This is a genomic window from Oerskovia gallyi, from assembly GCF_014836745.1.
Lineage (GTDB): Bacteria > Actinomycetota > Actinomycetes > Actinomycetales > Cellulomonadaceae > Oerskovia > Oerskovia paurometabola.
In genome coordinates this window covers 169333-190056 of sequence record NZ_JACSQE010000002.1, presented here as the reverse complement: position 1 = coordinate 190056, position 20724 = coordinate 169333, and the positions used below count along the sequence as shown (strand labels likewise).

Below are 20724 nucleotides of genomic sequence, written 5' to 3'. Positions count from 1 at the left end.
ATGACTGCGACGAACGCCTCGTCGAGGGCGTCCTCGAACGCCTCCGCCGTGACGGGAGCTTCCCTCGCGCACGGCCTGTCCCAGATCTTCTTCCAGAAGAACGTCTGGACGGGCTTGCTGATCCTCGCGGCGTTCGTGGTCGCGGACTGGCGCATGGCCCTGCTCGTGGTCGTGGGCACCGTCGCGTCGACCGCCGCGGGCTACCTCATGAGGGTCGGTGCGGACAACGTCGAGATGGGCATGCAGGGCTTCTGCGGCGCCCTGGTCGGTGCTGCGGTCTACGCGGCGATGGGCGGCGACCAGGCCTGGTCGTACGTGGTCGCCCTGGTCGGCGGCCTCCTGTGCGCACCGGTGACGTGGTTCTTCGTGTGGTTGTTCGGCACCGAGCCGCTCAAGCGTTTCGCGCTGCCCGCGACGACGGCCCCGTTCTGCACGGTCGCCGGGATCATGTACGTCACGACCACGAGCCTGCACGTGTCCTCGGCGGGCACGCACGTGGCCGACGACACCACGACGGCCTTCTTCCGCTCCCTGCTGACCAACGTGTCGGAGGTCGTCCTGGTCAACAGCGTGTGGGCCGGCGCGCTGATCCTGCTGGGCCTGTTCGTCGCGTCGTGGAAGGTAGGCCTGGCGGCCGTCATGGGCAGCGTGGTCGGGAGCCTGTGCGCGCTCGCGTTCGGCGAGAACCTCCAGAACACGGCCAACGGCCTCAACGGCTACTCCGGGGTCCTGACGGCGATCGCGCTCGCGGTCGTGTTCCTGCGCAGCACGACCGCGTCGTGGGTGTACGCGCTCGTCGGCACGATCGCGACCGCCGCCGTGACGATCCTCATGCACGACCTCACGAGCGGCCCCGTCTACACCTGGCCGTACATCCTCACGACGTGGGTCTTCCTGATCATCGCGACCTTCGTCCCGGCGCTCAAGCGTCCCTGAGCGTCGTTCCTGCCACGGCCCGCACAGCCCGACGGCGGCGCTCCCGAGGAGGGGAGCGCCGCCGTCGGGCGTGGTCCGGGGGAGGGCCGACGGCGGCGCCCGCCCGGGGGAGCCCGGCCCACCCGGGGCCGGGGTCAGAGCGAGGCGCCCCAGCGGTAGCCCACGTAGGCCAGCGCGACGCACACCACGAGGATGCCGATCGAGTAGGCGAACGCCGTCCCGTAGCGCTTCTGCCTGACGAGCTGGACGGCCTCGTAGCTCGCGGTGCTGAACGTCGTGTAGCCCCCGAGGAAGCCCGTCCCGATCACGGCGCTGACGTCGGTCGAGGCGATCTTGCTGACGACCAGGCCGGTCAGGACGCCCAGGACGAGCGAGCCCGACATGTTGATGATCGCGGTGGGCCAGGGGAAGGCCGTCTTGACCTTCGAGCGGATCAGTCCGTCGACCACGAAGCGCGTGCCCGCGCCCAGGCCGCCTGCGATCGCGAGGAGGAGGAAGATGCCGAGGGTCATCGCGGTGCCCCCTCGCTCGTCGGCTGCTTCTGCGCGTTCACCTTGGTCGCCACCACGATGCCCGCGAACGTCGCGACCGCACCGACGAGCACGGTCGCCAGGACGTAGACGAGGGCGAGGTCGGCGCGGTCCTTGACGAGCAGGACGGCCGTGTCGGTGGCCAGCGAGCTGTAGGTCGTGAAGCCGCCGCAGAATCCGGTACCGAGGAGCAGCTTGAGCCGGGGGCCACGCGGGTCGCCCGGCAGGCGGCGGGCCACGGCCTCGTAGAGGTAGCCCAGCAGGAACGCCCCGACGATGTTGACGATCGGGATCGCGATCGGCATCTGGTCGATGTCAGGGACCGCGAGCGAGACGCCCTCGCGCCCCGCGGCGCCGAACGCTCCGCCGATCATGACGAGACCGATGGAGGCCCAGCGCAGGTAGCTGGGCCTGGTCGCGGCGGCCATCAGCGCGTCACCCAGGGCAGCGGCGACTCGACGCCGGGGGCCCGTGCAGGGACGACGACCACGGGGCGGTTCTGCCGGTGCGCGAGGTGGACCGCGATCGAGCGGTTGAAGAACTCCTGGACACCACCGCCGAACCCGCGCTCGTGCGTCCCGACCACGATCATCGCGGCGTCGACCGTCTCGGCGAGGTGACCCAGGGCGTCGGCCGTGTCCCCGACCAGGAGCCGCGTGCTCCACCGCACCCCGCTCGGGTCGAGCACCGCCGCGAGCCGGGCCGCGAGCGCGGGGTCGAACTCGTCCTCGCGCTCGTCGTGGTAGTCCGGGTCGATCGGGGCCGACGTCACCGCCCCGGCAGAGTCCTCCGCGACCGCGAAGCGGCCCGCGTTCACGTGCGCGCAGATCAGCTCGGCGCCGAACTGTGCTGCGAAGCGGGCCGCGTCGTGGACGACGTGGTCGGGCTGCCCGGGGGACACGCCCAGGACGACGGGTTGCGGGTCGAGCCCTCTGTTCTCTCCCATACGTCGAGCGTAGGACGCAACCAGAGGCTGCGCCCGGCGGTCCGGGTCAGGCCAGGTCCAGGGCAGTCAGGTCAGAACGGGGCGACCTTGCGTGCCGGCGGGAAGATCTCGTCCAGGGCCGCGAGGTCCTCGGTGGTCGGCACCCAGGCCCCGGCCGCGGCGTTCTGGCGGATCTGCTCGGGCCTCGTGGCGCCCGCGATGACGCTCGACACCTGCGGCTGGGCGAGCAGCCACCCGAACGCGACCTCGACCTCGGTCACCCCGCGCTCGCGCGCGAACGTGTGGAGCGCCGTCAGCGCGTGCCAGGGCGCGGACTCGAGGAGGTGCGGCTTGGAGTGGACCAGGCGACCGTCGTCGGGGCCCTTCCCGTCCGCGTACTTGCCCGTGAGCAGGCCGTTCGCGAGCGGGAAGAAGGGCAGCACGCCCAGCCCGTAGGCCTTCGCCGCGGGCAGGACCTCGAGCTCGGCCTCGCGGTCGATCAGGTTGTACTGGTTCTGCGCCGACACGAAGCGGACGGTGCCGCTCAGACGCGCCTGGTACTCGGCGTCGGCGATCTGCCAGCCCGCACGGTTCGAGTGACCCACGTAGCGGACCTTGCCCGCGCGGACCAGGTCGTCGAGCGCGGACAGCGTCTCCTCGACCGGGGTGCGCCTGTCCGGGGTGTGGAACTGGTAGAGGTCGATCCAGTCGGTCCCGAGGCGACGCAGCGACGCCTCGACCGCCTTGACGACGTAGCGGCGCGAGCCGCGGGCACGGAAGTCCTCGCCGTTCGCGCCGTGCAGGGGCATGCCGAACTTCGTGGCGACCACGACGTCGTCGCGGCGCGAGCCCAGCGCCTTGCCGAGCAGCTCCTCGCTCAGGCCGGGCCGGGCGCCGTACACGTCCGCGACGTCGAAGAACGTGATGCCGGCGTCGAGCGCGGCGTCGATCAGCGCGCGGGTCCCGTCGAGGGACTCGGTCGCGGTGCGCGGGCGCCCCAGGTTGTTGCAGCCCAGGCCGATCGCGGACACCGCGAGGCCGGACGAACCCAGGCGACGGACCTCGGGGCGGACGGGGGCGGAGGGTGAAGAAGTCGTCATGCGCCCGACTGTACGTCCCCGCCCGGGGTGGGCTGCGCCGTCGGGGCGGCGTCTCGCCTGGTGGGCGACGGGTCGTCCGGAGGTGCGGCGGACGGCGTGATCGACGCCGCACGACCCGCGACCCAGCCCACGAACCGTTCGAGCGGACCGCGTCCGAACGACCACCGCCACACCGTCGCGAACACCAGGCTCGCCACGACGAGCAGCAGCACCTCCCCGTTGCCCGTGCCCGTCATGAGCGGGTCCTCCCAGGCCCAGATCGCGACGATCTGCAGGCAGTAGACCGTCAGCGCCATGGACCCCACGGCCGCGAGCGGGGCCAGCACCCGCAGGACGGGGCGCCGAGCGCCCAGCAGCAGGCACAGCCCCAGGACCGCGAGCGCGAACCCGCCCGAGCCCAGCACCTCGAGCGTCGTGTCGGTGTGCGGCCCGGCGAGCCACAGGTAGTCCGACGTCGGCAGCGGAGCCGTCCACGGCAACGGCTCGAGCTGGTAGAGGCCCGACGCGTCCATGGCCCGCTCCTGGATCAGCGCGGCCCGACCGGACCCGGCGAGGACCTGGGTCAGCGTCGTGCCCGTGAACAGCGCGGAGAGCAGGTATGCGCCCAGGGCGAGCCCCGCGCCGAGCCCGAGGAGACGGCGCTGGAGACGCTGCGACGTCAGGTCGAGCCGCCCCACCCCGAGCCCCACGAGCACGTACGCCATCCACACGAGCGCCGGGTAGTGCCCCGTGAGCAGGAAGTCCGTGAGCGCCCCCGAACCGTCGAAGGGGATCGAGAGCTCGGCCCGCAGCAGGACCTCGGGCAACCAGTGCACCAGGACCGGCCCCACGACCGCGATCACGAGCGCCAGCCCGAACAGCCGCCGCGGCGCCCACCGCAGGAACGGCAGCGCGAGCACGAAGTACGCCGCGTAGAAGCCGAGGATCAGGGCCACTGGCGTGCCGAGCAGGTCCAGCACACCCGCGAGCGCGAGCAGCAGCACGGCCCGCACCAGGATGCGCGTGCGCGCCTGGAGAGCCGGGACGCCCGTCAGGGGAGTGTGGCGCCCCGAGACGAGCGCGAGCGAGACCCCCGCGATCACCGCGAACAGGATCGAGGACCGCCCGTGCACGAGCGAGAGCCAGCCGTCCCCCGTCGAGAAGTCGTCCGACGTCACGCCGACGTGCGCGGCGAACATGCCCAGGATCGCGAGCCCCCGGGCCAGGTCGACGCCGGGCACACGGTCGCCCGCGGGCAGCAGCAGCGCGGCGTGCCGTCGCCAGAACCCGCCCGACGACGTCGCAGGGGCAGGGCGGGCAGGGGCGGCCGGGGCGGTGGTCACGCAGCGATTGTCCCGGGTGCACGCGCACCCCGGCCGCACGGCGCGCGCGCCGAGACGAACCGCACCCCGACCCTTCCCCGCCCATGATGTGAGAACGGGGCTGTGGGAAGGGTGGAAGCGTTCTACCGTGCAAGCATGACCCACACCCCCACGCCGGACCAGGACGTCACCGCCGACGCCACGCCCGACGCCCATGCGCCCGACGCCCCCACCGGGGCCCTGGGCAGCACGCCCAGCATGGAGTCCGAGTCGTACACCCACGGCCACCACGAGTCCGTCCTCCGCTCGCACCGGTGGCGCACCGCGGAGAACTCCGCAGGCTTCCTCCTGCCGCACCTCCGCAGCGACCACCAGGTCCTCGACGTCGGCTGCGGGCCCGCGACCCTCACGGTCGACCTGGCCCGCCACGTGCCCGGGGGCACCGTGATCGGGGTCGACGCCTCGGCCGCCGTGCTCGAGAGCGCGCGCGAGCTCGCCGCAGGCTCGGGCCTGAGCAACGTCTCGTTCCAGCAGGCCAACGCCTACGAGCTGCCCTTCGCCGACGACACGTTCGACGTCGTGTTCGCGCACCAGCTCCTCCAACACCTGTCCGACCCCCTCGCCGCGCTGCGCGAGATGAAGCGCGTCGCCAAGCCCGGCGGCATCGTCGCCGTGCGCGACGCCGACTACGCCGCCATGACCTGGTACCCCGAGTCCGCGGGCCTCGCCGAGTGGAACGAGCTCTACCACGAGGTCACGCACGCCTACGGCTACCAGGCCGACGCCGGCCGACGCCTCCTCGCCTGGGTCCAGGAAGCAGGCTTCGACCCCGCCCAGATCGTGCCCTCGGCCGGGGTCTGGTGCTACTCGACCCCCGCCGACCGCGCCTGGTGGGGCGGGCTCTGGGCCGAGCGCTGCATCGCGTCCAACTTCGCCGTCCAGGCCAAGGAGTCGGCGCTCGCGGACGACGTCGCGCTCGAACAGCTCGCGCAGGAGTGGCTGCGCTGGGCCGAGGAGCCCGCCGGATGGTTCGCCGTCCTCAACGGCGAGGTGCTCGCCCGGGCCTAGCGCCGCCGTCGGGCTGAAGGTGAGCCCGGCGCTGCTCGAGACGAGGCCGCGGCCCCCTGCCCAGGGGGCCGCGGCCTCGCGCGTCGGTAGGCTGGTCCCGTGCGCATCGCCAGATTCACCACCGGAGAAGACCCCCGCTACGCCCTCGTGCAGGAGGAGGCGGGCAAGACCTATCTCGCCGTCCTCAACGGCGACCCCCTCTACATGCCCGTCCTGCCGACGGGCGAGCGGATCGAGCTCGGGGACGGCGTCCGCCTCCTCGCCCCCGTGATCCCGCGTTCCAAGGTCGTCGCGGTCGGCCGCAACTACGCGGCCCACGCCGCGGAGATGGGCAACGACGTCCCGACGACGCCGCTCATCTTCTTCAAGCCCAACACCTCGGTCGTGGGCCCGGACGACCCCATCGTGCTGCCCGACTTCACCGAGGAGGTCAGCTACGAGGCCGAGCTCGCGGTCGTGATCGGGCGCATCGCCAAGGACGTGCGTCCCGAGGACGCGGCGTCCTACATCCTCGGGTACACCGTGGCCAACGACGTGACCGCCCGTGACGCCCAGCGCACCGACGGCCAGTGGGCCCGCGCCAAGGGCTTCGACTCCGCGTGCCCGCTGGGCCCGTGGATCGACACCGACCTCGACGTCGACGACCTCGCCGTGACCTCGCGCGTCAACGGCGAGACCCGCCAGGACGGGCGCACGCGCGACATGATCTTCGACGTCCCGTACCTGGTGTCGTACATCTCCGAGGCGTTCACGCTGCTGCCCGGCGACGTCATCCTCACGGGCACGCCCGCGGGCGTGGGACGCATCGACGCGGGCGACCGCGTCGAGTGCGAGGTCGAGGGTCTGGGCGTCTTGGCGAACCCGGTCGTCCGCCGGGGCTGACGCCGCCCGGGTCAGCCGCGTTGGGCCGCCTCCAGCAGGCGGTCCTCGCACCAGCGCTGCGCGTTCTCGAACGTCGTGAACTCGTGGTCGACGCCCGCGATCAGTCGACGCTCGAACGGGTCGACGACGACCACGTGCACCCCCTGACCCCGCAGGCGTGACACCAGGCCGCGCAGGAGCTGGGCCCCGAGCGTCACCACGCGCGACGTGCGGTGCAGGTCGAGGATCAGCCACCGCTCACCGCTCGGCAGCGGCGAGGGAAGGTCGTCGACCGAGCGCAGGATCGTCTCCGCGGCCGCGAACTCGACCGTGCCCTGCACCGCGCGCACCGAGATCGCCGCGCCCAGCTCCCGCAGCCGCAGGAGCTGGGCGGGCGTCCGGTGCGCGAGGTGGCGCAGGCGGTCGGCGCGCGTCGAGCGGTAGAGCGTGGGCACGTCGCGGTCGGGGCGGTGCATGAGGTGCAGGTCGAACTGTCGCGAGATCTCCTGCGCGGCCGCGACCGAGCGCACGCTGTTGCCGCGCGCGTCGAGCGGCGGGCTGAACAGGCCCAGGCCGAACTGGCCCACGCCCACCGAGACCAGGCCGCCCGAGACGCCGCTCTTCGCGGGCAGCCCCGCACGCAGGAGCCATTCGCCCGCGTAGTCGTACATGCCGCTCGTCGCCATGACCGCGAGCACCCACTCGGTCACGACCTCGTCGACCACGCGCTCGCCCGTGACGGGGTTGACGCCGCCGTTCGCGAGCGTCGCCGACATGCGCGCGAGGTCACGGGCCGTGACGAGGACCGAGCACTGGCGGAAGTACGTGTCGAGCGTGCCCTCGACGTCGGCGGTCAGGGCCCCCGTGCTGTGCATGAGGTGGGCGATCGCACGGTTGCGGTCCCCGGTCTCCGACTCGCTCACGTAGACCCGGCCGTCGACCTCGAGCGGGCGCCCCGCGAACGCGCCGAGCAGATGCAGGATGCGCGCGAACCGTTCCTCCTCGGAGTCCCCGCGCACGAGCGACGTCGTGACGATCGCGCCCGCGTTGACCATGGGGTTCGGTGGCCGCCCCGTGACGGGGTCGAGGCGGATCGAGCTGAAGCCCTCGCCGCTGGGCTCGGCGCCGACGCTCGCCAGCACCTCGGCGAGCCCCCGGTCCATGAGCGCCAGAGCGAACACGAACGGCTTCGACAAGGACTGGATGGTGAACGGGACGTCGGCGTCGCCCGCGGTGTAGATGCTGCCCGTGACGCCCGCGAGCGCGACGCCGAACAACGAGCGGTCGGCCGTCGCGAGCTCGGGGATGTAGGTCGCGACCGTGCCCTCGTCGAGGTCGCGGAACGCCGCGTGCACCGCGGCGAGGGCGTCCGCGATGAGCTCGCTCGCACCGGTGCGGCCGGTGCTGGCCGTACCGACAGGGGGGCCCGGGAGGTTCGGGTCGCCGGGGGCCGTGGTCGGGGGCTGCGAGAAACCTGCCATGTACGTGATTGTGCCCGCGCGGTGCGCCCGGTGCCCGGCGAGCCTTGGCTCCGGCAGGCGGGCCGGTCAGTCCAGCGGCCAGGGGTGGGCGGTTGCCCCGACCACGTTCCACGCGTTGATCGCCGCGACGACCCAGAGGAGCTCGGCGAGCTCGGTCGGGGAGAAGTGCGCGGCGGCCTCCTCGACGACCTCGGCGGGCACCGGGCCCAGCGCGCAGCGCGTGGCAGCCTCGGCCAGCGCGAGCGCTGCGCGCTCGCGGGGCGTGAAGAACGGGGTCTCCCGCCACACGGACAGGCTCAGGACGCGCCGGGTGTCCTCGCCTTCGGCGAGGGCGTCGGCGCTGTGCGTGTCGACGCAGTAGGCGCAGCCGTTGACCTGCGAGACGCGTGCGCTGACCAGGTCGAGCAGGGAGGCCTCGATCGAGGACCGCCGGGTCGCGGCGGCGAAAGAGGCCATCGCGCGGCTCATGGCGGGAGCGAGGTCGTCGACCGCGACCCGGACGGCGACGGTCTGGGCGGGGGTCTCGGTGGTGGGGGCGGTCGTGGTGGGTGCGGCGGCTGGAGTCGTCATGCGATCGACGCTACGGACTGGTCGGACCACCGGTAAGGTCCAGTCGCATGACCCCTGACTGGTCCACTTCTGGGGTGGACCTGCATCTGGAGACCGGTGCCGGTGCCGGCCGCCGCGCCAGGCTCGAGGGTGCCCTCCGGGAAGCCATCCGTGCGGGACGCCTCGTGGCGGGCACGCGGCTGCCGTCGACGCGCGCCCTGGCGACGGACCTCGGGCTGGCGCGCGGCACGGTCACCGCGACGTACGACCAGCTCGTCGCGGAGGGGTACCTGGAGGCGCGTCCCGGCTCGGGCACCCTGGTCGCGGCCACCGGCGCCGCGGTCGCGGTCCCCGGCCGGGAGCCGGCGTCCCGTCCTGGCCCCACGCTGCGGCTCGTGCCGGGCAGCCCCGACGTCACGACCTTCCCCGTCGCGGCCTGGTCCCGGGCGTCGCGCGCGGCGCTCGCGGCGGCACCGGTCGCGGCGTTCGGCTACGGCGACCCGCGCGGGCTCCTGGAGCTGCGCACCGCCCTCGCCGAGCACCTCGCCCGCACCCGAGGCGTCCTCGCCGACCCGGCACGCATCGTCGTCACGAGCGGGTACGCCCAGGCGCTCGCGCTCGTCGCGCAGGCCCTGCACGCCGCGGGGGCGCGCCGGGTGGCGATGGAGGACCCGGGCCTCGGGTTCCACCGCGAGATCGTCCGCCGGACGGGGCTCGACGTCGTCCCCCTCCCGGTCGACCGGGACGGGGCTCGCACCGACCTGCTGGGAGGCGCGGGGCTCGCTGACGTGAGCGCCGTCGTCGTGACCCCGGCGCACCAGTACCCGACCGGAGCGACGCTCGCGCCCGGCCGCCGGCGCGCCCTGCTCGACTGGGCGCGCGCGAACGGCGCGCTCGTGGTCGAGGACGACTACGACGGCGAGTTCCGCTACGACCGGCAGCCGGTCGGCGCCGTGCAGGGGATCGGGCCCGACGAGGTGGTGTACGTGGGCAGCGTGTCCAAGACGATCGGTCCGGGCGTGCGCCTGGGGTGGATGGTCCTGCCCGAGCGCTGGCTGGACCCCGTCGTGGCGGCCAAGACGTACGCGGACCACCGGACCGGGACCGTCGACCAGCTCGCGCTGGCGCACCTGGTCGCGTCCCACGGATACGACCGGCACGTCCGGGCGGTGCGGGCCAGGTACCGCCGTCGCCGGGACCTGCTGGTCGACCGGCTCGCCGCTGCCGTGGCGCGCGGCGCCGTCGAGGTCACGGGCGTCTCCGCCGGGCTGCACGCGCTGGTCGGGTTGCGCGGAGCGGAGGCGGACGAGGCCGCGGTGATCCGGCGCGCGGCCGCCCTCGGCCTGGAGGTCACGGGGCTCGGCGAGCATCGGCACGTACCGGCGGACGGGGAGCCCGGGATCGTCGTCGGGTTCGGCACGCCCAGCGAGGCCGAGTACCCCCGGGCTCTCGCCGCACTGAGCCGTGCCCTGTCCGACACGGGTCCCGCCGGGAAACCGCGCACGGCCCGCCCGACCGAGCGGCGATAGGCTGTGGGACGTGATCCCTGCACCTGGTTCCTCGCCCGTCCGCGTCCGCTTCTGCCCCTCGCCCACGGGGACGCCGCACGTCGGCCTCATCCGCACGGCCCTGTTCAACTGGGCCTACGCCCGGCACGTGGGCGGGACGTTCGTCTTCCGCATCGAGGACACGGACGCCGCGCGCGACTCCGAGGAGAGCTACCAGCAGCTCCTCGAGGCGCTGCGCTGGCTCGGCATGGACTGGGACGAGGGCGTCGAGGTCGGTGGCCCGCACGAGCCCTACCGTCAGTCGCAGCGCGGTGACATCTACCAGGACGTCATCCGCCGGCTCGTCGAGGGCGGGTACGCGTACGAGTCGTTCTCGACGCCCGAGGAGATCGAGGCGCGCAACGTCGCGGCCGGTCGTCCCAAGGCCATGGGCTACGACGGGTTCGACCGCACCCTGACGGACGAGCAGAAGGCCGCGTTCCGCGCCGAGGGCCGCGAGCCCGTGCTGCGCATGCGCATGCCCGACACCGACGTGTCGTTCACGGACCTGGTGCGCGGCGAGATCTCGTTCGGCGCGGGCTCGGTCCCGGACTACGTGATCGTGCGCGGCAACGGCCAGCCCCTGTACACGCTCGTCAACCCGGTCGACGACGCACTCATGGGCATCACGCACGTGCTGCGTGGCGAGGACCTGCTGTCCTCGACGCCGCGCCAGGTCGTGCTGTACCGCGCGCTGCTCGAGCTGGGTGTCGCGCAGGTCATGCCCGAGTTCGGTCACCTGCCGTACGTCATGGGCGAGGGCAACAAGAAGCTCTCCAAGCGCGACCCCGAGTCCAACCTGTTCCTGCACAAGGAGCGGGGCTTCACGCCCGAGGGCCTGCTGAACTACCTCGCGCTGCTGGGCTGGAGCATCTCCGCGGACAACGACATCTTCACGGTCGAGGAGATGGTCGCGGCGTTCGACGTCGCCGACGTCAACCCGAACCCGGCCCGCTTCGACCTGAAGAAGGCCGAGGCGATCAACGCGACGCACCTGCGCATGCTGGCTCCGGAGGACTTCCGCGACCGCCTGGTCCCGTACCTGCACCAGGGCGGTTTCGTCCCGGCGGACTCGTTCGCGGACCTGTCGGCCGAGCACCAGGCGCTCGTCACGGCGGGTGCCCCGCTCGTGCAGGAGCGCATGGTCCTGCTCGGCGAGGCCAAGGGCATGCTGGGCTTCCTGTTCGTGGCCGACGACGCCGTGCCCGTCGAGGACGAGGCGCGCGCCGCGCTGCGCGAGGAGGCCCCGGCCGTGCTCGACGCCGCGATCCGCGTGCTCGACGCCCTGGACGACTTCTCGACCGACCCGGTCCAGGAGGCCCTCAAGGCCGTCCTGGTCGAGGAGATGGGTATCAAGCCGCGCTTCGCGTTCACGCCGCTGCGCGTGGCCGTGACGGGCCGTCGCGTGTCGCCGCCGCTGTTCGAGTCGATGGAGATCCTCGGCAAGGAGTCGACCCTCGCGCGCCTGCGTGCGCTGCGCGCGTCGCTGTGAGCACCCCTGAGCCCTTCCTGCCCGACGGCGCGGCTCACCCCGGCGGGGGAGCGGCGCCCGGCGGTGCCGTCGACGGGGTGCTGTTCGACGTCGACGACACGCTCGTCGACACGCGCGGCGCGTTCTCGCTCGCGATCGACGCGGTGTGCGCGGTGTACCTGCCGCACCTGCCGGTCGAGCGGTACGGCGAGGTCCTGGCGCTGTGGCGCAGCGACCCGCACGGCTGGTACCGGGCGTACACGCGCGGCGAGCTGACGTTCGACGGGCAGCGCATGCTGCGCGCGAACGAGCTCCAGGAGACGTTCGGCGGTGCGGTCCTCGACGAGGACGGCTACGCGGGCTGGAGGTCGGTCTTCTGGGGCACGTTCGAGGAGGGTTGGCGCGCGCACGACGACGCCGCTCCGGTCCTCAAGCGGCTCGCTGCCGCGGGGGTACGGGTGGGCGCCCTGTCGAACGCGGCCGTCGCGCTCCAGACGGACAAGCTGTCCCGTTCGGGGCTGTCCGAGGTGCCCATGCTCGTGGGCGTCGACACCCTGGGCTTCGGCAAGCCGGACCCGCGGGTCTTCGTCGAGGCGTGCGCGCGCCTGGGCACCGACCCGGCCCGTACGGTCTACGTGGGCGACGAGCTCGACGTCGACGCCCGGGCCGCGGCCGCGGCAGGGTTGACGGGCGTGTGGATCGACCGGCCGGGGACCCGGCGCGGCGGTCCGGCGGAGGAGGACCCCGAGGCGGCTCGCGCGGCCGGGGTGCACGTCGTGGCGAGCCTCGACGAGGTCGGGGACCTGGTGCTCGACGGTCGCTGACCGCTCGGTGGTCGGTGAGGTAGAACGTGCCGCATCGAGGTAGTGCGCGGCGCGTCCTACCTCGCGCAGTCCGTTCTACCTCGCGGTCGCGACGGCCGCGATGCGCCGTGCCGCGGCGGGCAGGTCCGTGCCGTCCTTCCACACCATGCGCAGTCGCCGGGACAGGTCCAGGCCGGGGACGTCGACCTGCACGAGCGACCCTCGTGCGAGGTCGTCCGCCACGGTGAGCCGGGACAGCACCGCGACGGCCCCGCCGTACTGCACGGCGGTCTTGAGCGACGCGGTCGACCCCAGGTAGGGCAGGTGCTCGGGCAACCGGGCGCCTGCCGCCACCAGCGACTTCTCGAGCGTCTCGCGCGTGCCCGACCCGCGTTCGCGGACCACGAGGCCGCCGCCCAGGAGCTCGTCGACGGTCGCGGTGCGCCGCCTGCGGGACGCCCACGGGTGCGCGGGGGCGACGACGACGAGCAGCTCGTCGCGGGCGAGGGTGCGGCTGCGCAGCCCCCGCCGCATGGTCGAGCTCTCGATGAACCCCAGGTCCGCCTCGTCCGCGAGCACGAGGTCCATGACGGTGCGCGAGTTGCGCACGAGCAGCTCGACGTCGGGGGGCGGCGTCCTGGTACCGACCCCGCCGGGGTTGCCTGGCGCGCCCGGTCGCCCCAGCGAGGCCGACGGGGCCGACGCCGCGAGCGTCGCGAGCCACCGGGGCGCGAGGTACTCGGCGATCGTGAGGCTGGCCGCGATCCGGATGCGGGCCGAGGGGGCCTCGCGCAGCGCCGCGGCCGAGGTCTCGAACCGGTCCGAGGCCTCGATGACCTCCCGGGCCCAGGTCGCGGTCGCGCGCCCCGTCTCGGTCAGGCGGGCCCCGCGGGTCGAGCGGGTCACGAGCTCGAGGTCCAGGTGCGTCTCGAGCCGCCGCATCCCCGCCGAGGCACTGGGCTGCGACACCCCCAGCGCTCGTGCGGCCGCGCTGATGGACCCGTGCCGGTCGGTCGCGACGAGCAGCTCGAGCAGGGCCAGCGAGGTGCGTTCACGGCGCGGGGTCGGGGTGCTCGTGGAAGCGAGCCGGTCGGCCTCAGTCATAGCCTCATCCTATGGCTAGGTCGGGAAGTGGGCCTTCTGGCGCGGGGACGGCCGCGGCATGGTGGAAGCATGACCCCCACCAACGACCTCGCAGCCCCCACCCCGGGCGCGACGCGCGCCCCCGACCGACCCGGACCGGGCGCCCCTCCCACGCCGTGGATCCGGCGCGCCGCCCCCGGGCTCGCCTTCTGTGCCGTCGCGACCGTCGTCGCCTACCTGCTCGCGCAGGTGATCCCGCTCTCGCCGCTCGTGCTCTCCCTCCTGGTGGGGGCCGTCGTCGGCTCGCTGCTCGGGAGCCTGCGGCGCGCGGGCGGGGCGAGCGACGCCGTCGGGCAGGGGACGAGTGCCGCACGGTGGGCCACGGCGCTCACCTCCCGCACCCAGGAGGGCGCGCGGTGGACCGCGACGCGCGTCCTGCGCGCCGGAGTCGTGCTGCTGGGGCTCCAGCTCTCGCTTCCCGAGGTCCTCGCGCTCGGGTGGCGCGGGCTCGCGGTCGTCGGGATCACGGTCGCCGTGACGTTCAGCGCGACGCTCGCGCTCGGACGGGCCCTGCGCGTGCCGCGCGTGACCTCGCTGCTCGTCGCGACCGGGTTCTCGATCTGCGGTGCCGCCGCCATCTCCGCGATGCAGGGAGTCGTCGGGAGCGGCGACGACGAGGAGTCGCGCCGCGAGGCCGACGACGCCGTGGCGACCGCGCTCGCCCTCGTGACGATCTTCGGGTCGCTCGCGATCTTCGTGCTGCCGTGGCTCGCCGGGCTGCTGGGGCTCGCCGACGACCGCGCCGGGCTGTGGGTCGGCGCGAGCGTCCAGGAGGTCGCGCAGGTCGTGACCGCAGGTGGCGCCGTCTCGGCCGCCGCGCTCGCGACCGCGACCGTGAGCAAGCTGGCCCGCGTCGTGCTCCTCGCCCCGCTCGTGGCCGGGGCCGGGGTGCTGAAGGCTCGGCGTGAGCGCGTGGCGCGGCCCGCGGACGTCGAGGTCGCCGCCGGGGCCTCGGTGGCCCCGGGGACCCGTCGGACCCCGCCCGTGCCGCTGTTCGTCGTGGGCTTCCTCGTGGCCGTGCTGGTGCGCAGCACCGGGCTGCTGCCCGCATCCGTCGTCGAGGTGACGACCATGGTCACCACGCTGCTGTTCACCGCCGCGATGTTCGCGATGGGCCTCGGCGTCGACGCCGCGCACCTGGTCCGTACGGGGCGGCGCGCGCTCGTGCTCGGCACCGCGTCGGCCGCGGTCGTGACCGGGACCTCGCTCGTCGCGGTGCTGCTCCTGACGTGACCGTGCTCGTGGGCCCGCCGACGAGCGGGCTCACGAGCCGTGCGGCTACCGGACGCTCGCGTCCCAGCGCCACCGGGTCCGTCGCGGCAGCCCGGGCAGGTCGCTGCGGCCCGTCGCCCACACGAGGGCGTCGTCCGGGGGAAGGTCGAGCGCGACCGACGGCAGGTCGGGGAAGAGCCGGGCGAGCACCCGGGCGCTCAGGCCCTGGGGCAGCGTCGGAGACGTGCCCGTGAGCCCCTGGAAGACGTCCCGGCCGTGGACGAGGATCTCCACGACGCCCATGGCCGCGAACCCCTCGGGGTCCGAGAGCCCGTACGGGTGATAGGCGCGGGCCGTGGGCGGGCGGACCGAGACCTGGGCGGCGAGCAGCTCGCCCCCCGCGATGATCACCTCGGCCAGGCCCGCCGGGCCTGCCTCGCGCTTGACGTGCGCGATCTCGTCCTCGCCCTTGGGGCCCGCCAGCGGCAGGTAGTCGAGCAGCGGGAGACCCGCGACCTGGAGCGCGTAGGCCAGCAGGTCGTCGACGACGTGCTCGGCGGTCGCCCAGCACGACCACCGCACCGGGCCCGCCTGCGCGTCGAAGGCCGCGTCGGGGTGCCCGGCGACGCCGTCGGCGAGCCAACGGGAGGCCGTCCGGACGTCGTCGGGCGTGACGGGGCCCGGTGCCAGCGTGGTCGCGACGTCCTCCGGCTGGGCGCTCATGCGTCGACCGCGTCGAGGTCGGTGCCGCGGACGCGGTCCGCGCGCCAGCACTCGGCGCGGTACGGGAGGTCGATCTCGGAGCGGCCGGCGAGGGCCGGGTGCGTGGCCACGAGCCGGTCGACGGCGTCGAGAAGCTCGTCACGCACGGCCGGGGGCAGGGTCAGGAGGTGGCTACGCGTGGACGCGAGCGTACGGAGCGACGTGGCCGGCAGGCGGTCCTCCCACGAGAACGTCGCGTGCTCGAGCGGCGTGAAGGCCCCGTCGGCCCCGTCGACGACAGGGGTCCGGTGGACCGGCTCGAGCGAGTCGCCCCGATGGATGATCTCGGTGAAGCTCTCGACCCAGTCGACCCTGTGGTCCCGGACGTTCCACACGACACCCAGGCGTCCTCCGGGGCGCAGGACGCGTGCGATCTCCGGGACTGCCGTCTCGACGTCGAACCAGTGCCACGCCTGCCCGACGAGGACCGCGTCGACGCTCCCGTCCTCGAGCGGGATGCGCTCGGCGGTGCCGGGCAGGACGTGGGCCCCCGGCACGGCGTCCTGGAGCTCTGCACGCATGCCCGCGGAGGGCTCGACGGCGGTCACGTGGAGCCCGCGCGCCACGAGCCGCTCGGTGAGCTTGCCGGTGCCCGCTGCGAGGTCGAGCACGTGTCGTGCACCCGCGGGGAGCATCCAGTCGATCGCCGCGTCCGGGTAGGACGGCCGGACGGCGCGGTACTCGCCCGCTCCGGCGCCGAACGAGGAGGCGCGTTCGGCGTGCGAGGCGCGCAGGGTGTCGGGGGGCGAGGCGTCGTCGGTGCTCATCTCTCCGACGGTGCCACGTGCGGGCAGCGAGGTCCACACCTGGTGCGCGCCGTGTTCCTGGTCGGCGTGCGGTCACACCGTCGGGACGTCGGGACGTCGGGTGGGGCTCTGGCGGGGCCGGGTGGGGTCGGGCGGGCGCGGACCGGTCGAGGGGGCGTCGAGGGCGGTGTGAGGCGGGCGTCGGAGGCGATTTGGCCGGGCCGGAACTGTCCGGTAGTGTTTTCTCTCGGTGAGGCGCTCACCCGCGGCCCGGGAACGGGACGAGGGCGCGGCGCTGATACCTCCTTGGGGTATGGTGTAATTGGCAACACAACGGTTTCTGGTACCGTCATTCTAGGTTCGAGTCCTGGTACCCCAGCGCAGAGCATGCAGCGCATCGAGTCGGTCAAACCGATACGAAACGTGCAGTAGAGTTCTCAACGGCACGGCGCCCCTCGGGGTGACGAGCTTAGGCCCCCATCGTCTAGCGGCCTAGGACGCCGCCCTCTCACGGCGGTAACACGGGTTCAAATCCCGTTGGGGGTACGTACGAGGCCTGGCCATCGTCAGATGGCCGGGCCTCGATGACGCTCTCTCGCTCTTCGGGGTGGGTGAGCGGTCCTGGCCCCCATCGTCTAGCGGCCTAGGACGCCGCCCTCTCACGGCGGTAACACGGGTTCAAATCCCGTTGGGGGTACCAACGCAGAGCTCGATCATCGGAAGATGATCGAGCTCTCGTCGTCTCCGGGGGAGTATCCGGTCAGCGACCCGTCCGACGAGCGGCGGACGAAGATGCTAGTTTCCTGCGATGCTCATCGACGAGACGTGCAGGGTCTGCGGCTGGTCCGACCCGGCAGGCACCGAGGAATACTGGCACGGGGGAGTCCCTCTCCGCGCCATCTGCGACTGCTGCGGATCCGAGAGCGGCGTGGAGGACGTCTCCTGGCGCACCGCCCTGCGCGCCCGCAAGGCCTGGGTCAACGAGGGCGCACGCTGGTTCGCCCCCGAAGCGCGCCCGGCGGACTGGGACCTCGTGGCGCAGCTCCAGCGCGTCAGGTCCCGCCGTCACCCGGACGTGGGCTGAGCCCCTCAGGCTCTCTCCGTGGCGGTCGTCGTCCCCTCGTCGAGGAGCCAGTCGAGCACGTCGCCGGCCGACCACGCGCCGTCGTGCCTCGCCGCGAGCCGTGCGGCCCCGGCGACGTCCGCCCCGAGCGTGACGAGCGGCAGCTCGACGTACCCGTCCGCGCGCGTCTGACCGAGCCCGACGTCGGCCGCGAGCGAGTTGCACAGGCAGAGCCGACCCTGCGTGTCGGCCTCCTGCCCGCCCTTGCGCTCGAACATGTGGGCGGGTTCCGCCGGGCAGCGATAGGTGACCTTGCCGTCGTCCTTCTCGACCGGCGTGCGGAGATAGCCCAGATCGCACAGCCGGGGCCGCGCCGCCGCGACGCCCACGTCCGCGAGGGTGCCCGGAAGCTGGGCGACCTTGAACGGGAAGCCCGTCGGTGAGGTGAGCGCCTCGGTACGGACGTCGAGGGTCCCGGCGCGCAGCCGCGCCAGGACGTCCTCGCGCAGGGTGGGATCGAGCCCCGAGTCGGTCGAGAGCGCGAAGAGCGTGCCCACCTGCACGCCGGTCGCCCCGGCCTCGCGCGCGGCAGCCAGGGACTCGGGGGTGCCCTGCGCCCCCGCGAGCCAGAACGGCAGGCCGATCGCGGCGACCTTCGACAGGTCGGCCTCGTCGCGCGGGCCGAACACCGGCTGCCCGGCGTCGTCGAGCGTCAGGCGCCCGCGGGGAGGGGCGTTGTGGCCGCCCGCGGGCGGTCCTTCGACCACGAAGCCGTCGGGCCGCGTGCGGTCCTCGCGCACCAGGTGCTCGGCCAGGGCGTGCGCGGAGACGACGGCAAGGAACGTCGGCCGCGCGACGGGTGGCAGCGACTCGCCGAGGAGCGTGTCGGGGTCGAGATCGACCGTGTGGTGGCTGCCGCCCACCACCGTGACGGGGAACTGGACCGCCTCGTGCACCGCGAGCCGGTCCAGCAGGTGCGGGATGTCGCGCGGGATACCCGCCCCGGTCACGACGTAGTCGGCCCCGGCGAGCATCGACCCGTACGCGGCCGCGGGCGCAGCCATCTGGATCTTCTCGAGGAAGTTGATGCCCACCCGCCCCTCGTGGCCCTCCTTGGCGAGCCACACCTCGACGAAGCTGCCCAGGATCATGAGCTCCTGCGCGAGACGGGTCTGGCGCAGGGCGAGCCGCGGGACGGGAGCGTAGGGCTGGCCCTCGCCGCGCCCCTCGGGGCGGAAGTAGCGCGTGAGCACCCGGTGGGCGAAGCGGGGCACCGGGAAGGCGTCGAGCGCCCTGCGGACCGCGCCGTCGCGGTCGCCGTTCTGCAGCCTGCGCGCCAGCACCAGGTCCAGCGCGGTACCGGAGACCAGGCCGAGCTGCCCGGTGCGGGCGACGGCCGAGGCGAGACGCCAGGACGAGACCGCCATCCCCATCCCGCCCTGGATGACACGAGGGAGAGGCGGGAACGACGAGACGGGCAGGGACAGCGTGGTCACAGGTGGACCCTTCTCAGGCCTGGTGCGGGTGGTTACTGCACCGTAGGTTGGCGAGCGCGTCCGCGACAGGGTCGAAGGGCCCGAAGATCACGGGGGGCGTGGGACGGTTCCCCCGGCGTGGGGCTCACCCGGGTTCGGCTGGGCCGAGCAGGGTGCGCCAGGGCCGAGCAGGGTGCGGCCGGGCGCGGCCCGCAGGTCGGCCGGGCGGCGTGTCAGCCCGGCGGCGGCGGGACGGGCGGACCTGCCGTCGACGAGCCCGCGGGGTCCTCGGGGCGCGACCACGGGTCCGTGGCCTGCCACCCGGTCTGCGGGTCCCACGGTGTGACGGGCACGAACCGGCCACGGTCGTCGTGGGAGACCTCCCAGGCCGGACCGTCGGACTCGCCCTCGGTCCCGTCGTCGAGACCCTTGTCGGTCCCACCCGGCCGCTCGCTGGCCTGCTCCTGGGGCCCGCCCGGCCCCGCCGGCCGGTCCGTGGACGTGGACGTGGAGGACGCGGGCGGCGGAGCCATGACCGGCCGGTCCGCCCCCGCCAGCCGGGGCGAGCTGCCGCGAGGCGCGACGAACAGGTGTCCCTGCCCGCCCGCCTGCACCGAGCGCACGGCGATGGGCTGCGTCGCGGCGGCCGACAGGTCGCCCTCCGGCCCGTCGGCCGTCGGTGCCCAGGCCAACCGGCCGGGGACGGGCGTGGGTGCCTGTGGTGCCATGAACTCGGCCTGGGCGGCGGGTGGGGGAGCCGCGCCACCCAGGGGTGCGCCGCCCTGCGGCTGCTGACCCCACGGCCCGCCGCGCCCGCCGGGGATGAAGATCGTGTCGCACAGCCTGCGGTACGTGACGTCCGGGTTGGCGACCCAGTTGATCCGGCTCATGGCCTGGTCCTGCCCGGCCGACTCGAGGATGAACTGGCCGTAGCCGAGGATCCGCCCGAGGATCGAGCGGCTGTAGCTCATGTCGGTGACCTTGCCGAGGGGCATCATCGCGACCTTGTGGGTCACGAGCCCGAACATCAGGAGCATGCGCTTGTCGGTCGCGACGAACCACTCGTTGCGCCAGTCGAGCACCTTCCACAGCAGGCGGAGCGCGACCAGCACCCACGCCCACCAGAGCAGCAGCGAGCCCTCGCCCACGGCCGGAGCCAGGACGCTGACGAGCCAGGCCGCGAGCAGGAACGCGGCGAACGTCGTGGCGACGGGCTCGGCGAGCTTGCCCCAGTGGGCACGCGTGGCCAGGACCACGCGCTCGCCGGGCAGGATGTAGCGCCGCAGGTGGCGCGCGCTCAGGCGCGGCGCGGTCTCGTACGCCTGCGAGGGGAGGTCCTGCGCCACCGTGCGCCTACTTCATGAGCGACTGGACGAACTGCCCGAAGCTCTTGAAGGCGCCCAGGATGACGTCCCAGATCGCCTGGACGATGTCCGCTGCGCGGTCGGGGCTCTGGACGACCGCGTACAGCAGGAAGACGATGACGACCCACATCAGGATGGTCTTGGCCTTGCCGGGCATCGTGTGGTCCTCACGTCGTCGATCGGGGCGGTTCTCGGCTCTGCCCGCCATGGTGGAGCGAACAGGCGGAGCGCCGTCGGAGGCGCGCCGCGGCCGAGTCTAGCGTTTCGCCCGAATCGGTCGTGGGTCCCGTGTCCGGACATGGCGGGTCGGGCGCGGCGTCCCGCGAGTGCGCCGGGGAGTGGTTGGACGCCGGACGCGGGGGGGGGGGGGGGGGGGGGGGGGGGGGG

The 20724-nt window shown here is 73.7% G+C and carries 21 protein-coding genes and 3 tRNA genes; 11 read left to right on the top strand and 13 right to left on the bottom strand.

From position 1 onward, the window contains the following. On the top strand, positions 1–936 hold the full coding sequence (locus tag H9640_RS03320; RefSeq protein ID WP_191789304.1) for an urea transporter: 936 nt from the start codon (positions 1–3) through the stop codon (positions 934–936). A 134-nt stretch (positions 937–1070) separates the two neighbouring features. Here the strand turns inward: H9640_RS03320 and crcB are convergent, their stop codons facing one another. From crcB to H9640_RS03295, 5 genes are all read right to left on the bottom strand, one after another. Next, positions 1071–1448, bottom strand: a complete 378-nt coding sequence (gene crcB / locus H9640_RS03315) for a fluoride efflux transporter CrcB (protein WP_191789303.1) — start codon at positions 1446–1448, stop codon at positions 1071–1073. Then, complete coding sequence (locus tag H9640_RS03310) at positions 1445–1894, bottom strand: fluoride efflux transporter FluC (RefSeq protein WP_191789302.1); 450 nt, start codon at positions 1892–1894, stop codon at positions 1445–1447. Before H9640_RS03310 ends, crcB begins: the two co-directional genes overlap by 4 nt. Then, positions 1894–2412 carry a universal stress protein gene (locus H9640_RS03305; protein ID WP_191789301.1) on the bottom strand — a complete coding sequence of 173 codons (519 nt, stop codon included), beginning with the start codon at positions 2410–2412 and terminating at the stop codon, positions 1894–1896. The genes H9640_RS03310 and H9640_RS03305 overlap by 1 nt, the downstream gene beginning before the upstream one ends. Before the next feature lie 71 nt (positions 2413–2483). Further along, positions 2484–3491 carry an aldo/keto reductase gene (locus H9640_RS03300; protein ID WP_191789300.1) on the bottom strand — a complete coding sequence of 336 codons (1008 nt, stop codon included), beginning with the start codon at positions 3489–3491 and terminating at the stop codon, positions 2484–2486. After that, complete coding sequence (locus H9640_RS03295; RefSeq protein WP_318243624.1) at positions 3488–4813, bottom strand: heparan-alpha-glucosaminide N-acetyltransferase domain-containing protein; 1326 nt, start codon at positions 4811–4813, stop codon at positions 3488–3490. Before H9640_RS03295 ends, H9640_RS03300 begins: the two co-directional genes overlap by 4 nt. Before the next feature lie 237 nt (positions 4814–5050). Between H9640_RS03295 and H9640_RS03290 the strand changes: the two genes are divergently transcribed. Together H9640_RS03290 and H9640_RS03285 are read left to right on the top strand one after the other, a co-directional pair. Then, complete coding sequence (locus tag H9640_RS03290) at positions 5051–5860, top strand: methyltransferase domain-containing protein (protein WP_225226688.1); 810 nt, start codon at positions 5051–5053, stop codon at positions 5858–5860. 99 nt (positions 5861–5959) lie between these two features. Further along, positions 5960–6742, top strand: coding sequence for a fumarylacetoacetate hydrolase family protein (locus tag H9640_RS03285; protein WP_030150808.1), 783 nt, complete (start codon positions 5960–5962; stop codon positions 6740–6742). 11 nt (positions 6743–6753) lie between these two features. Here the strand turns inward: H9640_RS03285 and glsA are convergent, their stop codons facing one another. Both glsA and H9640_RS03275 read right to left on the bottom strand, forming a co-directional pair. Next, positions 6754–8202 (bottom strand): glutaminase A, encoded by a 1449-nt coding sequence (glsA, locus tag H9640_RS03280; protein ID WP_191789297.1) that lies wholly within the window; start codon positions 8200–8202, stop codon positions 6754–6756. Between the two features lie 66 nt (positions 8203–8268). Next, positions 8269–8772, bottom strand: a complete 504-nt coding sequence (locus H9640_RS03275) for a carboxymuconolactone decarboxylase family protein (protein WP_191789296.1) — start codon at positions 8770–8772, stop codon at positions 8269–8271. A gap of 74 nt (positions 8773–8846) precedes the next feature. Here H9640_RS03275 and pdxR point away from each other — a divergent pair, with 74 nt between their 5' ends. From pdxR to H9640_RS03260, 3 genes are read left to right on the top strand one after another with little or no spacing between them, the layout of a single operon-like run. Next, the gene (gene pdxR, locus H9640_RS03270; protein WP_318243623.1) at positions 8847–10280 is read left to right on the top strand and encodes a MocR-like pyridoxine biosynthesis transcription factor PdxR; all 1434 of its coding nucleotides are present in this window, start codon (positions 8847–8849) and stop codon (positions 10278–10280) included. A 10-nt stretch (positions 10281–10290) separates the two neighbouring features. Continuing rightward, positions 10291–11790: a glutamate--tRNA ligase gene (gene gltX / locus H9640_RS03265; protein ID WP_191789294.1), complete on the top strand. Its 1500-nt coding sequence runs from the start codon at positions 10291–10293 to the stop codon at positions 11788–11790. After that, positions 11787–12593 carry an HAD family hydrolase gene (locus H9640_RS03260; RefSeq protein ID WP_318243622.1) on the top strand — a complete coding sequence of 269 codons (807 nt, stop codon included), beginning with the start codon at positions 11787–11789 and terminating at the stop codon, positions 12591–12593. Before gltX ends, H9640_RS03260 begins: the two co-directional genes overlap by 4 nt. A gap of 75 nt (positions 12594–12668) precedes the next feature. On the opposite strand, the gene H9640_RS03255 is transcribed toward H9640_RS03260, so the two are convergent. Next, positions 12669–13676: a LysR family transcriptional regulator gene (locus H9640_RS03255; protein WP_191789293.1), complete on the bottom strand. Its 1008-nt coding sequence runs from the start codon at positions 13674–13676 to the stop codon at positions 12669–12671. Positions 13677–13745: 69 nt separating this feature from the next. Here H9640_RS03255 and H9640_RS03250 point away from each other — a divergent pair, with 69 nt between their 5' ends. Next, the gene (locus tag H9640_RS03250) at positions 13746–14948 is read left to right on the top strand and encodes a YeiH family protein (RefSeq protein ID WP_191789292.1); all 1203 of its coding nucleotides are present in this window, start codon (positions 13746–13748) and stop codon (positions 14946–14948) included. Positions 14949–14993: 45 nt separating this feature from the next. Here the strand turns inward: H9640_RS03250 and H9640_RS03245 are convergent, their stop codons facing one another. Together H9640_RS03245 and H9640_RS03240 are read right to left on the bottom strand one after the other, a co-directional pair. Next, complete coding sequence (locus H9640_RS03245; RefSeq protein WP_191789291.1) at positions 14994–15650, bottom strand: hypothetical protein; 657 nt, start codon at positions 15648–15650, stop codon at positions 14994–14996. Beyond that, positions 15647–16456 carry a class I SAM-dependent methyltransferase gene (locus tag H9640_RS03240; protein ID WP_191789290.1) on the bottom strand — a complete coding sequence of 270 codons (810 nt, stop codon included), beginning with the start codon at positions 16454–16456 and terminating at the stop codon, positions 15647–15649. The genes H9640_RS03245 and H9640_RS03240 overlap by 4 nt, the downstream gene beginning before the upstream one ends. Before the next feature lie 286 nt (positions 16457–16742). On the opposite strand from H9640_RS03240, the gene H9640_RS03235 reads away from it, so the two are divergent. The 4 genes from H9640_RS03235 to H9640_RS03220 all read left to right on the top strand — a co-directional run bounded on the left by H9640_RS03235 (position 16743) and on the right by H9640_RS03220 (position 17519). Beyond that, a tRNA-Gln gene (locus H9640_RS03235) sits at positions 16743–16814 on the top strand. A gap of 94 nt (positions 16815–16908) precedes the next feature. Then, a tRNA-Glu gene (locus H9640_RS03230) sits at positions 16909–16981 on the top strand. Positions 16982–17059: 78 nt separating this feature from the next. Then, positions 17060–17135, top strand: a tRNA-Glu gene (locus tag H9640_RS03225). Positions 17136–17243: 108 nt separating this feature from the next. Next, positions 17244–17519 (top strand): hypothetical protein, encoded by a 276-nt coding sequence (locus H9640_RS03220; RefSeq protein WP_191789289.1) that lies wholly within the window; start codon positions 17244–17246, stop codon positions 17517–17519. Positions 17520–17524: 5 nt separating this feature from the next. Here the strand turns inward: H9640_RS03220 and H9640_RS03215 are convergent, their stop codons facing one another. The 3 genes from H9640_RS03215 to H9640_RS03205 form a co-directional block, all read right to left on the bottom strand. Further along, positions 17525–18994: a beta/alpha barrel domain-containing protein gene (locus H9640_RS03215; RefSeq protein WP_318243621.1), complete on the bottom strand. Its 1470-nt coding sequence runs from the start codon at positions 18992–18994 to the stop codon at positions 17525–17527. Between the two features lie 212 nt (positions 18995–19206). Then, positions 19207–20319: a PH domain-containing protein gene (locus H9640_RS03210; protein WP_318243620.1), complete on the bottom strand. Its 1113-nt coding sequence runs from the start codon at positions 20317–20319 to the stop codon at positions 19207–19209. Positions 20320–20326: 7 nt separating this feature from the next. Next, positions 20327–20494: a hypothetical protein gene (locus tag H9640_RS03205; RefSeq protein WP_191789288.1), complete on the bottom strand. Its 168-nt coding sequence runs from the start codon at positions 20492–20494 to the stop codon at positions 20327–20329. Positions 20495–20724 lie beyond the last annotated feature (230 nt).